At 68.9% G+C, this 12,552-nt stretch carries 13 protein-coding genes and 2 pseudogenes; 10 read left to right on the top strand and 5 right to left on the bottom strand.

Translation table 11 applies throughout. From position 1 onward, the window contains the following. Positions 1 to 761: 761 nt before the first annotated feature. Complete coding sequence (locus tag AB0950_RS38735; protein WP_360162169.1) at positions 762 to 1,145, bottom strand: helix-turn-helix domain-containing protein; 384 nt, start codon at positions 1,143 to 1,145, stop codon at positions 762 to 764. A 129-nt stretch (positions 1,146 to 1,274) separates the two neighbouring features. On the opposite strand from AB0950_RS38735, the gene AB0950_RS38730 reads away from it, so the two are divergent. From AB0950_RS38730 to AB0950_RS38700, 7 genes are all read left to right on the top strand, one after another. Continuing rightward, positions 1,275 to 1,688: an STAS domain-containing protein gene (locus AB0950_RS38730; protein ID WP_360162167.1), complete on the top strand. Its 414-nt coding sequence runs from the start codon at positions 1,275 to 1,277 to the stop codon at positions 1,686 to 1,688. Next, positions 1,685 to 2,014, top strand: coding sequence for an ANTAR domain-containing protein (locus tag AB0950_RS38725; protein ID WP_360162165.1), 330 nt, complete (start codon positions 1,685 to 1,687; stop codon positions 2,012 to 2,014). The genes AB0950_RS38730 and AB0950_RS38725 overlap by 4 nt, the downstream gene beginning before the upstream one ends. Positions 2,015 to 2,392: 378 nt before the next feature. After that, positions 2,393 to 3,604, top strand: coding sequence for a PP2C family protein-serine/threonine phosphatase (locus AB0950_RS38720; protein ID WP_366780609.1), 1,212 nt, complete (start codon positions 2,393 to 2,395; stop codon positions 3,602 to 3,604). A 143-nt stretch (positions 3,605 to 3,747) separates the two neighbouring features. Next, entirely contained in the window at positions 3,748 to 6,030 is a 2,283-nt protein-coding gene (locus tag AB0950_RS38715) for a SpoIIE family protein phosphatase (RefSeq protein WP_366780608.1), read from the top strand. 135 nt (positions 6,031 to 6,165) lie between these two features. Then, entirely contained in the window at positions 6,166 to 6,585 is a 420-nt protein-coding gene (locus AB0950_RS38710; RefSeq protein ID WP_366780607.1) for a hypothetical protein, read from the top strand. Positions 6,586 to 6,643: 58 nt separating this feature from the next. Beyond that, positions 6,644 to 6,976, top strand: a complete 333-nt coding sequence (locus AB0950_RS38705; protein ID WP_360576107.1) for a putative quinol monooxygenase — start codon at positions 6,644 to 6,646, stop codon at positions 6,974 to 6,976. 198 nt (positions 6,977 to 7,174) lie between these two features. Next, the gene (locus AB0950_RS38700; RefSeq protein ID WP_366780606.1) at positions 7,175 to 7,351 is read left to right on the top strand and encodes a hypothetical protein; all 177 of its coding nucleotides are present in this window, start codon (positions 7,175 to 7,177) and stop codon (positions 7,349 to 7,351) included. A gap of 92 nt (positions 7,352 to 7,443) precedes the next feature. On the opposite strand, the gene AB0950_RS38695 is transcribed toward AB0950_RS38700, so the two are convergent. The 4 genes from AB0950_RS38695 to AB0950_RS38680 form a co-directional block, all read right to left on the bottom strand. Then, positions 7,444 to 7,812, bottom strand: a complete 369-nt coding sequence (locus AB0950_RS38695; protein ID WP_366780615.1) for an SDR family oxidoreductase — start codon at positions 7,810 to 7,812, stop codon at positions 7,444 to 7,446. Further along, on the bottom strand, positions 7,809 to 8,411 hold the full coding sequence (locus AB0950_RS38690) for a TetR/AcrR family transcriptional regulator (protein ID WP_360162161.1): 603 nt from the start codon (positions 8,409 to 8,411) through the stop codon (positions 7,809 to 7,811). Before AB0950_RS38690 ends, AB0950_RS38695 begins: the two co-directional genes overlap by 4 nt. Before the next feature lie 271 nt (positions 8,412 to 8,682). After that, the gene (locus AB0950_RS38685; protein WP_366780605.1) at positions 8,683 to 9,543 is read right to left on the bottom strand and encodes an aldo/keto reductase; all 861 of its coding nucleotides are present in this window, start codon (positions 9,541 to 9,543) and stop codon (positions 8,683 to 8,685) included. A gap of 251 nt (positions 9,544 to 9,794) precedes the next feature. Further along, positions 9,795 to 10,670, bottom strand: coding sequence for an SMP-30/gluconolactonase/LRE family protein (locus AB0950_RS38680; RefSeq protein WP_366780604.1), 876 nt, complete (start codon positions 10,668 to 10,670; stop codon positions 9,795 to 9,797). A gap of 231 nt (positions 10,671 to 10,901) precedes the next feature. Here AB0950_RS38680 and AB0950_RS38675 point away from each other — a divergent pair. From AB0950_RS38675 to AB0950_RS38665, 3 genes and pseudogenes are all read left to right on the top strand, one after another. Beyond that, positions 10,902 to 11,111, top strand: a pseudogene (locus AB0950_RS38675) (transposase family protein); the annotation flags it as partial. Between the two features lie 219 nt (positions 11,112 to 11,330). Further along, positions 11,331 to 11,981 (top strand): HAD family hydrolase, encoded by a 651-nt coding sequence (locus AB0950_RS38670; RefSeq protein ID WP_366780603.1) that lies wholly within the window; start codon positions 11,331 to 11,333, stop codon positions 11,979 to 11,981. Between the two features lie 150 nt (positions 11,982 to 12,131). Then, a pseudogene (locus AB0950_RS38665) lies at positions 12,132 to 12,552 on the top strand (transposase); the annotation flags it as partial.

Below are 12,552 nucleotides of genomic sequence, written 5' to 3'. Positions count from 1 at the left end.
GCAGATACGAACGGTGAACCTACTCCGACGTACGGTGCCTGACGAGACCGGGCGGCGCAGGCTGCGCGTCCGCACGCCGAGGTACGGACCCCTGCCCGCCGGTCAGTGGTGGGACGCGGTGCGGGTATCGGTCGGCGTCGGGGCCGCCGAGCGCCAGGATCTCGGCAGCGTGACGGGAGCGGTGATCAAGGACGGTTTCGGCGGCATTGGGTTGCCATGTGGCGTCCCCGCCGCTGCACCGCGTCGAGGGCCCCGGCCTGCACTGGCGCGTCCCTCCGGCGCGCGGCCGCGAACACACGGTTACCGGTCGGGATGGACGGCTTGGAGGTCGGTGTCGGCGTAGGCCTTGGGGGTCAGGGTGAGCAGGTATCGGCCGGTGGGGTGGGTGGGGGAGGGGCGGGCGGCGTGGACGGCGGCCCAGGAGTGCCCGAAGCGCAGCAGTTCGGTGGTGGTGGCGGTGTCGGAGTCGAACGCCTCGATCGGGGTGAACCGCAGTCCTTTGATGTAGCCGAGCAGCCCGGATCGTTCGGCGCGTCGCCGGCCGTCAGGGGCAGCAGCGGTGCATACAGGTCACCGAGTCCGCCGGAGGCTTGGACGTAGAAGGCGGCGACCGCCTCGTTGGAGGGGTCTTTCGGGTCGTACAGCGCCGTGCGCACGGCCCGTGCGAGAAGACCCGCAGCGCGGGCAGCTCCCCGGCCGGTCACGTCGTCACCCGCGGCGCAGGCCCGTCCTCCGCCCGCCACGGGCGCGTGTTCCTCGGGTTACCTCTCGCCCTCGGACCTGGGCCCTCCGGTGGCTGAGCGTCCGATCTGCAGTGACTCAAGGCGGCTGCCCCGCTGTGCGTCGTGGCTGGCGAGCACGGACAGCAGGGTGGCGACAGTCAGTCCGGCTTCGGCTTCGACCGGATGCCGCAACGGGACGTCGGAGGCGATGCGGTAGGTGTTGGAGCGCCCGTGCCGGATGCGCGAGAGATAGCCCGCTTCCTCCAGGTCGGCGATGATCTTCTGGACCGCGCGCTCGGTGAGCCGGCAATGCGCGGCGAGGTCGCGGATGCGCGTGTGGGGATCGTCGGCGATCGCCGCCAGCACGCGCGCGTGATTGGTCAAGAAGGTCCAGCCTGTGTGTGACTCCGGCACTCCACCCATGCGCCCCAGGATAGGAGAGAGTATTCACGAAAACAAAAGGGCGAAAGATTTTTCATGTAACCCTTGACGGGTATGAAGGCGATGTCGAAGCTGGACCGGGAGCGCACACAGGTGAGGAGAGCGGCGGTCATGCCTGAACCCGCAGGAGGGCGGCTCGATGCGGGCTCAGCTGGCCCCGCCGGAGCGGTGGCGGCGCTGACCGGCCACCACTCGCAACCGTTCCTTCAAGCCGAGACGTACCCCGAGGGTGAGCGGCTGCTCACCCGGGTGGCCGGGGAGATGGACCTTGACAGCAGCGCATGGCTTGGCCGTGTCCTGCACGACGTCCTTGCCCTGTCACCGACCGGCGTGGACCTTGACCTGGGGGGCGTGCAGTTCTGTGACTGCTCCGGCCTCAATATGTTGCTGCGCCTGCGGCAACAGGCGCTGTACGACGGCAAGACCGTCACCGTCCGGGAGTCCAGTCCGGCTGTGACGAGACTGCTGACGCTCACCGGCGCACTGCCCCTGTTCACCTCCGACTCTCCCCTGCCATCGCCATGACGCATGACACCGAAGACACCTTGGCCAACGACGCCGGACCGGACGCTCGCACCGAGGTCATCCAACTGCGCCGGGCGATGGAGACCCGGCCGGTCATCGACCTCGCCCGCGGGGTGCTGATGGCCTCCTTCAACCTGACCCCCGACGAAGCCTGGACCGTCCTGGTCACGGTCTCCCAGCACACGAACATCAAGCTGCACCGCCTCGCCCAGGACATCGTCGACACGGTCAACGGCCCATCGCTGTCCGCGCAGATCCAACATCAGCTGACCGCAGCGGTCGCTCAACTCACCCCGATGCCCGGCCCACCTTCCACTCAGCGCTGAAGCGTGCGTGGTGCGTCTCATGGGCCCAACGGGTGTGGGCCTGCCGCGGGTCCTCATCGCTCGCGCTCGCCGCCGTGGGCGCCGGCTTCGCGCGGGCGCCGGCGACAGTGCCGAAGCCGGTGAGCAGGATGGCCGGGGCGAGGGCTTTGCACAGAACAGCCGTGGGCGCCGCAACTGGAGTACACGGACGAGTGATGCCGCCGCGCTCGATCGCCAACCAGGAGGGTGGTGATCGCCGCGGCGAGGAAGCCTGCCTACACCCTGGGCGACGCGTTCGACTACGCAATCGCCGGCTGACTGCGTCGCCGAGCCGCCGGCCGGACAGGTTGCCGCCACAGCTCGGGCGCATGCGTCGTCAAATGGGGGCAATATGGGGGCATGGCTGTCCGTCGTGTGTCGGTGGACCGCTTCCTGGAGCAGTGGTCGGGCCGCGGGGTGGTGGCGATTCCGCTCGCGTTGATCGTGGTGATCACCGTGACGGACCTTCGTTCCGGGCCCGATGTCCATCTGGGTCCGCTGCTGGTCATCGCGCCCGCTCTGACCGCCTCGTTCGCCGGTCCGCGGCTGACCGCCGCGGTCGGTGTCGCGGCGGTGGCCGCTCAGGTTCTCATCGCGGTGTTCCATGGCGGCCTGACCACGACCAACCATGTCGCGCAGATCATCGCCCTGACCATACTTTCCGCCTTGGTGGTTTTCGTCTGCTATGTACGCGAGCGGCGTGACCGGCAGCTGAGCCGGGCCCGCTCGGTGGCCGAGACAGCACAGCTGGTTCTGCTGCGGCCGCCGCCGCACCGGATCGGACCGCTTCGGGTGGCATGGCTGTATCTGGCCGCCGAGGACGAGACCAGGATCGGCGGCGACTTGTTCGCACTCGCCCGCGCCGCCCACGACAGCACTCGTGTGGTGATCGGCGACGTCCGGGGCAAGGGTCTGGCGGCCATCGGCGAGGCATCCATCGTGCTGGGCGCCTTCCGCGAGGGCGCCCACCGCTACGCCACTCTGTCGGAACTGGTCACCGCCGTGGAGGAGAGCGTCTGCCGGGAGACGGAGGAGGTCGCCGACACCAGGTACGACGTCGGCGAGCACTTCATCACCGCCCTCGTCCTGGACATCCCCGACCACGGCACACACGCCCAGATGATCCACTGCGGTCATCCGCCGCCCTTGCTGCTGCACGACCACCAGGTGACGGTCCTGACCCCCCGCAGCCCCGCACCCCCGCTGGGGATGTGTGGTCTGTCCGCCGCCGGCCACCGCACCGACCCGTTCACCTTCGAAGCCGGCGACATCCTCCTGCTCTACACCGATGGCGTGATCGAAGCCCGCTCCCCGGGTGGAGCCTTCTATCCGCTCGCCGAACGCGTCGCCGCCTTCCCCGCCACCAGCCCCGCCAACCTGCTGCGCCACCTGCACAGCGACCTGCTGGCCCATACCGGGGGACAAAACACCGACGACGCAGCCGTCCTGGCCATCGAACGCACCGCCTCCCACCACCCCCATCGGCCCCGGATCACCGCCCCCAGCCCGGTAACCGTCGCGGGGGCCGCAGACCGCAGGAGGTCGTCAACGGCGGTGTGGAGGCAGCCGTAGCCATGGTTCGGGCGGCCGTGGCGGTGCGGCTGCCGGACGAGTTTCGAGCTGCTCTGGGTGGCTCACTGGTGTGAGCGGCTCGGTGGTGTGTCCCACTATGGAAGGGGACGCGGGTAAGCGGGCCGGAGCGGAGGTGTCGGGCGATGTCGGACGGCGCTGTGCTGGTGCGAATCGCCGACGACGGGCGGATCGTCGAGTGGTCCGCGCGGGCCGCAGAGCTGCTCGGCCGGTCCCGGCAGGAGGCCGAGGGCCGCACCGTGGCCGAGCTGACGGGCGGGGGCGACGGCACCACAGGAGGCAGGGCCTTTCTGGAGGCCCTGGGCGCGGTGTCCGTACGGCCGGTGCTCTCGGGGGCCTCGCTCACCTGGGAGGTACGTGACAGACAGGGCGACGGCGCCGCGGTTCGGGACCCGGCGATCCTGCGGGCATTGTTCGTTCACTCGCTGATCGATCTGAACGTCCTGGACGGGGATCTGCGCATCGTCCGGTCCCGGAGCGGCACGCGCGAAGCTCTTCCAGGGGTGGATGGCGGGCCGGTCGGCCGGAGCTTTCCCGAATCCCTCGGTCTTGCGGACCTGGAGAGGGAGAGCGCGGTGGCGCGCCGAGTCCTCGTGACCGGGGAGCCGGCACTGCGGCGCGTCGTGCCGGCCAGGCCGAGGCGCGGCACGGGCCGCCCCGTGTATTACTCCCTGTCCTATGTGCGTCTGGAAGGCGCGGACGGCGAGGTTCTGGGCCTTGTCGCATTGGCGATCGACGTCACCGAGCACGAACGGGCACTGCATCGGCTGAGAGTCCTGGGGAAAGTGCGCGCCGCTGTCGGTGAGCGGCTCGAAGTCACGTCTGTGTGCGAGGAGTTGGTGGAGGCGGTGGTTCCGGCGTTCACCGGCATCGCCGTGGTCGAGGTCATCGAGGACGTCATCCGGGGCGAGGAGCCCCCGCTGGCTCCGGTGGATCGCGACATGCCGCTGCGGCGAGCCGCTTTCAAGGGGCTGGTGTCGGCTCACCCGGTGGGGGACGTAAGGCGGCTGCCGGACGGGACGCCCTTCTCCCGCGTCCTGAACGACCTACGGCCCCGGCTCGTCACCGTGACGCAGGACAGCCCCTGGCTGTCGGCGGACCCGGCGCGGGCGAACGCCATCACCCAGTCGGCTGTGCACTCCCTGATCGTCGCGCCGCTCACCGTGCGCGGCCAGGCTCTGGGAGTGGTCAGCTTCTATCGGCACCGGGACGAGGAACCCTTCGACCAAGACGACATCGCGCTGGCGTCGGATCTGTGTGCCCACGCGGCAGTGTGCATCGACAATGCCCGCCGCTTCACCCGCGAGCGGACCATCGCCGCGACCGTGAAGCGCAGGCTCCTGCCGCAGCGGACGTCGATTCCGCCCATGGTGGACGTGGCGTACCTGCACATCCCAGGGCCGGGCGGCGGGGGTGCCTGGTTCGACGTGATCGAATTGGCCGGCGGCCGCACCGCGCTGGTGCTCGGCGACGTCGCCGGCCACAGTCTCGCCACCGCGACCACGATGGGACAGCTCAGGACGGTCATTCACGCGCTGGCCGCGCTGGACCTGGAGCCGAACGAATTGATGGCACGGCTCAGTGACACCGCCGCCGAGCTGGCCCGCGAGCGGGCGGCACTGCCGGCCGGGGATCCGCTGAACCGCGAGCCATTGACCGCCGGCTGCCTCATCGCGGTCTACGACTCGGTCGACCACACCTGCACCCTCGTGCGCGCCGGCCTGTCCGAGCCGTACCTGGTACGCCCTGGGGGCGACGCGCAGGTCGTGTCCGCGCCCGGAGGCCCGGTCCTGGCCGGCACCGACCACGCTCCGTTTCCCGCGACCGACTTCCCGCTGTCGCCTGGCAGCATCCTCGCGATCGGCAACGAGAACCTGCTGGAGAGCGAACCACGGTTGCGCGCCGTGCTACGCCAGGGAGTGCAGCTCCCGCTGGACGAGGTGAGCGACATGCTCGCCTACGCGCTGCGGGACCGCCACGAGACCGAGAAGCTGCTGCTCCTGGTGCGTGCCAAAGGGCTGCCCGCCGACCAGGTGCTGACGGTAGCGCTGTCCGGGGACCTCTCGACCGTCCCCGAGGTGCGGGCCGCGGTGCGCGGCCAGCTCGCCGAATGGGACATCGGCCCGGACGAGGCATTCACCACGGAACTCATCACGTGCGAGCTGGTCGCCAACGCCATTCGCTACGGCGCCCCGCCGTACCGCCTGCGCCTCATCCTCGACGACCGTCTGACCTGCGAGGTCCGCGACGCGGGTGACAGCGCCCCGCACCTGAAACACGCACGGGCCATCGATGAGGGCGGCCGTGGCCTCTTCATCGTCGCGAGCGTCGCCGACGGTTGGGGAATCCGGTACCACGCGCAGGGCAAGACGGTCTGGGCACGGCAGAGCATCGCCAGCGCGCCGTAGCCGTCCGGCGACGCATGGCTGCTTCGTCAGTGACCCGTGGAGCCCGATGGCTCGGTGAGGAGGCGGAAGCCGCTGGTTCGATGCAAAGACCGGGACTCAACGTGACCCGCCACCGGGTCGCGGAGGCGAATTGACGTGACCTCTTGGCAGAATGCACTGGTGCAGCCGTTGCCGGTTCCCTGTCCTGCTCACCTCGTCCCGGATGCCACCGGCACCCATGCCTTCCACGAGGCCTACCGCAATGCCATGGCGCACCACGCTGTGTTCGTCGCCATCGAATCCGAGCCAGGGCAGCGGTGGACCGTGAAGGCGGACACCCTCACCGCCGGCTCCGGCCACACGGTCGCGGACGCCGTCAACGATGCCATCCGGGCCGCGATCCTCCGCCTGGTCGACAACCGCGAGGCCGATTTCGGCGCCTACACCGGACCGGTCTACTTCATGATGCACGGCGTGCGGACTGAAGAACGCGCGCGCGAACTCGCCGCCGCACTCCACGCTGCCCTCTACGGAGACCTGGAAGCCCTGGCCCGCACCGTCCCTCCCGCACTGTGACACTCACCCACCTGCCCAGGCCGCACCTCACCCGCGGTCGGGCAACAGAGGACTTCTCATGATCTTCATTACCGTCAAGTTCACTGTCCGGCCCGAGCACGCGGACGGCTGGCTCGACCTCGTCGGCGACTTCACCCGGGCCACCCGCCGCGAGCCGGGCAACCTCTTCTTCGAGTGGTCCCGCAGCGTCGACGACCCACACCAGTTCATCCTCGTCGAGGCCTTCCGCAACAGCGCCGCGGGCACCGAACATGTGCAGTCCGCGCACTTCAAGGCGGCCATGGAAGCCATGTCGTACGCCGTCGCCACCCAGCCTCAGATCGTCTCCACAGAGATCCCCGGCATGGACGGCTGGGGCCTGATGGGCGAGGTCTCACCCCGCCAGGCATAGAAGATCCGGCTCGCGAGACACGGCCAACCCCGGCACCGCAGGACTTGGGCCCGGCACCCGTGTCCTCGGATACCGAGCCCGTGTTGGGGGCCGCCTGCGGCATCCCTCGCATGGTTGACCCGACCGCGACAGCTCCCTCGCGCTGATGGACACCATGACCGTGGACAGGCTGGAGGGCCCAGCGGAGCCTCCCACCCGATGGCGGTCAACGACGCCCTGTCGGCACTGCTGCGACCGAAGCCGGACCTGACCCAGCTCGAGGGCGAGCCGGCCGACGTCCTCGGGGCCACGCAGCCACAGTCGACGCCCCCGGCCGGGCTGGGCGCCCTCGCCTCCTACGCGACCGAGGTAGCGCTGCCCGCGACGGGCACCTGATCCAAGCCCGGCAAGGGCGGCACCCAGGCGGACATCGTTCTCACCGCACCTGAGGACGGCGTGCCGCTCTTGTTCGTGGAGATCGACAACTGCTACGAGTCCGCGCAGGAACTCGCCGGGAAGTCGACAAGTACATGCGGTTCTGCCAGCGGAAGGGGAAGGACGTCCTGGTGCACGACGATGCCCGGGACACCGTAACCGGCGTTGTTGGCGAGCACGTCGATGGCGCCCATCTCGTTTTCGATGGCCGCCACAGTCGGCGCGACGGGATCGGTGTCGGTGACGTCGAGCATGCGGGCGTGGGCGCGGTCCGGGGCGAGCTGCTCGAAGGCGGTCATCTGATCCGGTTTGCGGACGGTACCGACGACGGTGTGTCCGGCATCGAGGGCGGCGGTGGCGAAGGCGCGGCCAGGCCGCTGCTCACACCAGTGCGTCTCTCCCTTGGAGTCGTGGGGTCTCAGGCGAGGGGACGCATCAGCCCGTCGAGCGCAGTACGCGCGAGCTTCTCGGCCCGCTCGGCTGTGAGGTCGTAGTGGCCGGTGAGCCTGCGGAAGACGAGCGGCCCGAAGAGGATGTCGATGACGTCGTCGATGTCGGTGCCGGGTGAGGCGTCACCGCGGTCCACCGCGCGTTGCCACAGCGTCGCGATGGCCTCCCGCCGCCCGGCGAGGAAGTACTCGCGGAAGTAGGGCGCCGCGGCGGGGTCGTCGACGCAGGCGGCGAGAAGCTGCGCGAAGACCTCCCCGCGCCGACTGGCGTAGAAGCCGGAGACGTGTCGGACCTGCTCGATGAGGTCCTCCCGGCTGTTGCCGGTGTCCGGCGGGGGCAGTTCTCCGGCCATCATCAGACCGAACGCCTTGGCGGCCACCGCGGTGCGGGACGGCCAGTGTTTGTAGATGGTGGCCTTGCTCACCCCGGAGCGCTGCGCGATGGCGTCGACGGTCGCCGCCGGCAGTCCCCCCTCGTCGAGCAGTTCCTGGGTGGCGGCGAGTACTTGAGCATGGATGCGGTCGCTGCGAGGCCCGGTGGGGTGGGAGAGGATGCCGTCCTCTCCCACCATGGGCTCATTGCTCTCAAGCCGCGACATCGCAGTGGTCCGTAGCAGGCGACACCGTTCGCGAGGCGCTGAACTCCTCGCGCGGCGAGGCCATTTGCACGCGCCTGGCGACAGGCAGGACGTCACCCGCCGCAGGAGAGCGGCCCGTGACGGAACGCGGGTGGTCGGCGGCAGCGACCACTTGGCGTCCGGCGCCCAGTGCCTTCTCAGCGCCGGTGATGGACGACACGCTGAAGGTCCCTTCCACAGTGAGGAAGACAGTGGTTCGACAGTCTCAGACCGCGGCGGCGAGCGCCTCGAAGTCCTGGTCGGACAACTCGACGGTCGCGGCCGCGGTGTTGTCCTCCAAGTGCGCGACCGTCGAGGTACCGGGGATCGGCAGCATGACGGGCGAACGCTTCAACAGCCAGGCGAGGGCGAGCCGGCCGGGGGTGTGCCCGGTGCGCTGGGCGATTTCTGCGAGGGGGCCGCCGTGCGCTGCCAGGGCACCGGTCGCAAGCGGGTACCACGGGATGAACCCGATGCCGTTGGCTGTCGAGTAGTCGAGCAGTTCCTCCGCCGAGCGGTTGGCCACGTTGTACAGGTTCTGCACCGTCGCGATCGGGGCCACCTTCTGCGCGGCTTCGACGTCGGCGACGCTGACCTCGGACAGGCCGATGTGGCGAACCTTGCCCTCGTCCTGCAGCCTCTTCAGCTCGCCCACCTGGTCCTCGAGCGGCACCGCACGGTCGATGCGGTGCAACTGGAACAGGTCGATGCGCTCGACACCCAGATGCCGCAGGCTCAACTCGGCCTGTTGACGCAGGTACTCGGGGCGGCCGACCGGGGTCCACAGGTCCGGGCCCTGTCGGGTCAGTCCCGCCTTCGTAGCGATGACGAGGTCGTCCTTGTACGGGTGCAGCGCCTTCTTGATGAGCTGCTCGGCCACGAACGGTCCGTAGCTGTCGGCCGTATCGATGAAGTTCACGCCCAACTCGACGGCGCGGCGCAGCACACGCACCGCCTCGTCCGGGTCCCTCGGCGGGCCCCACACACCCTTGCCGGTGAGGCGCATGGAGCCGAATCCCAGGCGGTTCACCGTCAGGTCGGCGCCGATCGTAAAAGATCCCGATGCAGCGGCGGTCAATGAAGTCATGTCCTCGGCTCCTCAAACTGAACTGAACTACTAGTTCAGTCTTGCCCTCCAGATTCCCCGTCGTCAATGGCCCTGAGCGCGCAGTCGGCGGATCTCCTGGGTCGCCGGTCGGCCCCTCAGGCATGGTGGAGAAGCCGCTCCACCAACAGATGCCAGTCGGTCCCGTCCTGTCGTCGGTCGGTGGATCTGAGGCTGTACGGTCCGCTGGTGGCCGGAGGTGTCCTGTCTCACTGCTCCCGGCCCGCCCGCATTCAGCGCAGCCGCGCGAGCAGTAGATTGGGATCCGTGCGCGTGAGGTACGCCCCGCTCGCCACGTACACGGTCGAGCCTTTGACCGCCACCGAGGTCGGGTTCTCGATTCCGTCCGCCGCCGTCAGCACCGTCTGAACCGTGCCGTCCGAGCTGACGATGCTGGCCTGGTTGGTGCCGTTCTGGGCGGCCAGCACCTGGTCGCCGCGGCCGGTGAAGGCGAAGTCGTCGATCCCGGACAGGCCGGTCGCCTTGACGGTGTCCGTACCTGCCGTGCCGTCCTTGTTGATCGGTACCCGAAGCAACGTGCCGTTGCCGGTGTTGGTCACCCACACGGCGCCGTTGTGCACCTTGACACCGTTGGCCCCCAACGAGGACGTCGAGGCCGAACCGGGCTGGAAGTCGCCTCCCTGTGTCCATAGGGAGGCGACCCTCGTCCTCAGCGACACCTTCCACACGGTGCCGGACGAAGAGTCGGTTGCGTACAAGGTGTCACGGCTCGCGTCGATCGCCAGGCCGTTCAGCACCTTCACATCGGGCATCGCCACCACCAGCACGGGAGTGCCACCGCCCGCCGGGATCCGATAGATGCCGGAATTGGCGCCCGCGTTGTAGTTGACGTAGAGCGTGCCGTCGGCGGTGCGTACGATGCCGGACGCCGTCGCGCTGCCGGTGGTCGGCGCGGGAAGGGTCGCCAGTACGGTGATCGTCCCGCTCGTGGCCACCTGGGCCACCTGCCGGGACTTCTGGAACGTCACATCGGCGGCCCCGCCCGGCTCCAGCGTGATGTTCTCCGGCTGCTGCAGGGCCGCGATGTCGAAATGGACGACCTCGCGCGCATCGCTCAGCGGCGCGGTGGCACCGAAAGCGGTGCCCATGGTTTGTGTGCCGACGGCCAGTCCGGCGAGCGTGACCGCGCTCAGCAGGAGGGAGCGGCGATAGCGGTGAAGGCGAATGGAAATGAGGGCTCCCGGGTCGTTGGTGGACCGATGCGAGCAGTTGACGGGCCTGATGCTCGCAACCTTGTCTGAGAACAGTCCAGGATTCGCATGAGAAACCCCCTTATCGCCGTGCCAACCGCGCCGCCCGCTCGGGCCGGCCCGGCCCGTTGGGTGACCACACCCCTCAGACGCCCGCCGGGCCGTGACCTCACGCCCACCGAGCAGACCGTCATCCGTGCGCTGTCGGCGGCCCGGGCACCGGTCGAGCGCGGCATCGCGCGATTGAAATCCTGGCGCATCTTCCGCGAGGCCCGGTGCCGCCCGAACCGCAGGTCGTCAATCGCCGCCGCCATCGTCACCCTGGAGCGGCACCGCTGAAAACTCACTCAATCGAGTCGCCTTCTCAGCGAACCTACTCGCGCGACTGAGGACGCTGGGGCGCTGGATGGCTTACCGCACAGGGTGGATCAGGCAAGGCCGTGCATCGAGTTGTCGTGCGTGGACGCGGTACAGGGGAGTCCTCGGTGTCTGCCTGGTGTCGGTGCCAGACGGAAACTGACCTGCCTCGCAACCGGTTCGCGTGATCTGCTTCCGGTCATGCCGTTGTTGTTGCTGGACCTCGACAACACCCTTGTCGACCGCGATGCGGCCTTCCGTGCCGCCGTCGTCGACTTCCTTGCCGAGCACGGTCTGCCCGCCTCCGACCTCACATGGGTGATGGCCATCGACGCCAGCGGCTACACCGCGCGTCGGGAAGTCGCCGCAGCGCTCACCGACCGTTACGGCGACGTGGTGCCAACCACCTGCATCCGTGCTCTTCTCGACAAGGGCGCCGCCGATCGCGTCGTCCTGGCGGAATCCACCCGCGAAGCGCTGGGCAAAGCGCAAGCGGACGGCTGGACTTGCGTCGTCGTCACCAACGGCCGCACCCCTCAGCAGGAAGCGAAGATCCGTATCACCGGACTCGACCAACTCGTCCAGGGCTGGGTCATCTCCGAGGACGTCGGCCACAAGAAACCGGAACCGGAGATCTTCCAGGCGGCAGCCGCTACCGTCAGGCTCCCCCTGCCGGGCGCATGGGTCATCGGCGATTCACCCCACGCCGACATCGCGGGCGCCAGCACGCTCGGGCTTCGAAGCGTGTGGGTAACCGACGGACGTGCCTGGACTCAGGACTCCTACCAGCCGACCCATGTCGCTGACGATGTCGCCTCCGCGATCAACTACGTCATCAGCACATCGGGATAAGGCGCGCCGTCAACCCGTCTCAACCCCGAGACGTGCTGCGAACTGAGTCGACACGTCTCACCGAATACAGTCCACGCAGGTCAGCGGAACGCCGCCGACTAATAGGACTCCGTTAGGTCTTCTGGTTCGGGCTGCTCCTGGGCATGTTGGATGGGTGGATGCACCGACTGCTACTTGCGGGGACTGATGCTGGACGGCCGCCGCAAGTCGATCCAGGCCATGGCCGCTCGGCTGCCGGACGGCAACGAGCAGAACCTCCAGCAGTTCGTGAACCAGTCCACCTGGGATCCTGTGCCGGTGCAGCGTCGGATCTGCGAACGCATGCTGCCGCTCATCGTCCCGACGGCCTGGTGATCGACGACGTGTCGGTGCCCAAGGACGGAAGAATGTCGGTCGCGGTGGCCCCGCAGTACTGCGGGCCCTGGGCAAACGCGCCAACTGCCAGGTCGCGGTCAGCGTCCACGCCGCGAAGGACACTGAGCTGTCCTGGGTTTCGTAGAGTGCGGTGGTCTTGTTTCAGGCGGGCTGCTGGGTGGCTTCCTGTTGTTGCCACCAGCCGCGTTCGTACTCG

The organism is Streptomyces sp. NPDC007189, assembly GCF_040703635.1.
Classification (GTDB): Bacteria; Actinomycetota; Actinomycetes; order Streptomycetales; family Streptomycetaceae; genus Streptomyces.
The sequence above is the reverse complement of the archived record's forward strand: the minus strand, read 5'-3'. Positions and strand labels throughout refer to the sequence as shown.

Excerpts from the sequence above, each read along its gene's own strand:
- AB0950_RS38735 (WP_360162169.1), bottom strand. The coding sequence starts at position 1,145 with ATGGGTGGAGTGCCGGAGTCACACACAGGCTGGACCTTCTTGACCAAT.
- AB0950_RS38730 (WP_360162167.1), top strand. The coding sequence starts at position 1,275 with ATGCCTGAACCCGCAGGAGGGCGGCTCGATGCGGGCTCAGCTGGCCCC.
- AB0950_RS38725 (WP_360162165.1), top strand. The coding sequence starts at position 1,685 with ATGACGCATGACACCGAAGACACCTTGGCCAACGACGCCGGACCGGAC.
- AB0950_RS38720 (WP_366780609.1), top strand. The coding sequence starts at position 2,393 with ATGGCTGTCCGTCGTGTGTCGGTGGACCGCTTCCTGGAGCAGTGGTCG.
- AB0950_RS38715 (WP_366780608.1), top strand. The coding sequence starts at position 3,748 with ATGTCGGACGGCGCTGTGCTGGTGCGAATCGCCGACGACGGGCGGATC.
- AB0950_RS38705 (WP_360576107.1), top strand. The coding sequence starts at position 6,644 with ATGATCTTCATTACCGTCAAGTTCACTGTCCGGCCCGAGCACGCGGAC.
- AB0950_RS38700 (WP_366780606.1), top strand. The coding sequence starts at position 7,175 with ATGGCGGTCAACGACGCCCTGTCGGCACTGCTGCGACCGAAGCCGGAC.
- AB0950_RS38690 (WP_360162161.1), bottom strand. The coding sequence starts at position 8,411 with ATGGTGGGAGAGGACGGCATCCTCTCCCACCCCACCGGGCCTCGCAGC.
- AB0950_RS38685 (WP_366780605.1), bottom strand. The coding sequence starts at position 9,543 with ATGACTTCATTGACCGCCGCTGCATCGGGATCTTTTACGATCGGCGCC.
- AB0950_RS38680 (WP_366780604.1), bottom strand. The coding sequence starts at position 10,670 with ATGGGCACCGCTTTCGGTGCCACCGCGCCGCTGAGCGATGCGCGCGAG.
- AB0950_RS38670 (WP_366780603.1), top strand. The coding sequence starts at position 11,331 with ATGCCGTTGTTGTTGCTGGACCTCGACAACACCCTTGTCGACCGCGAT.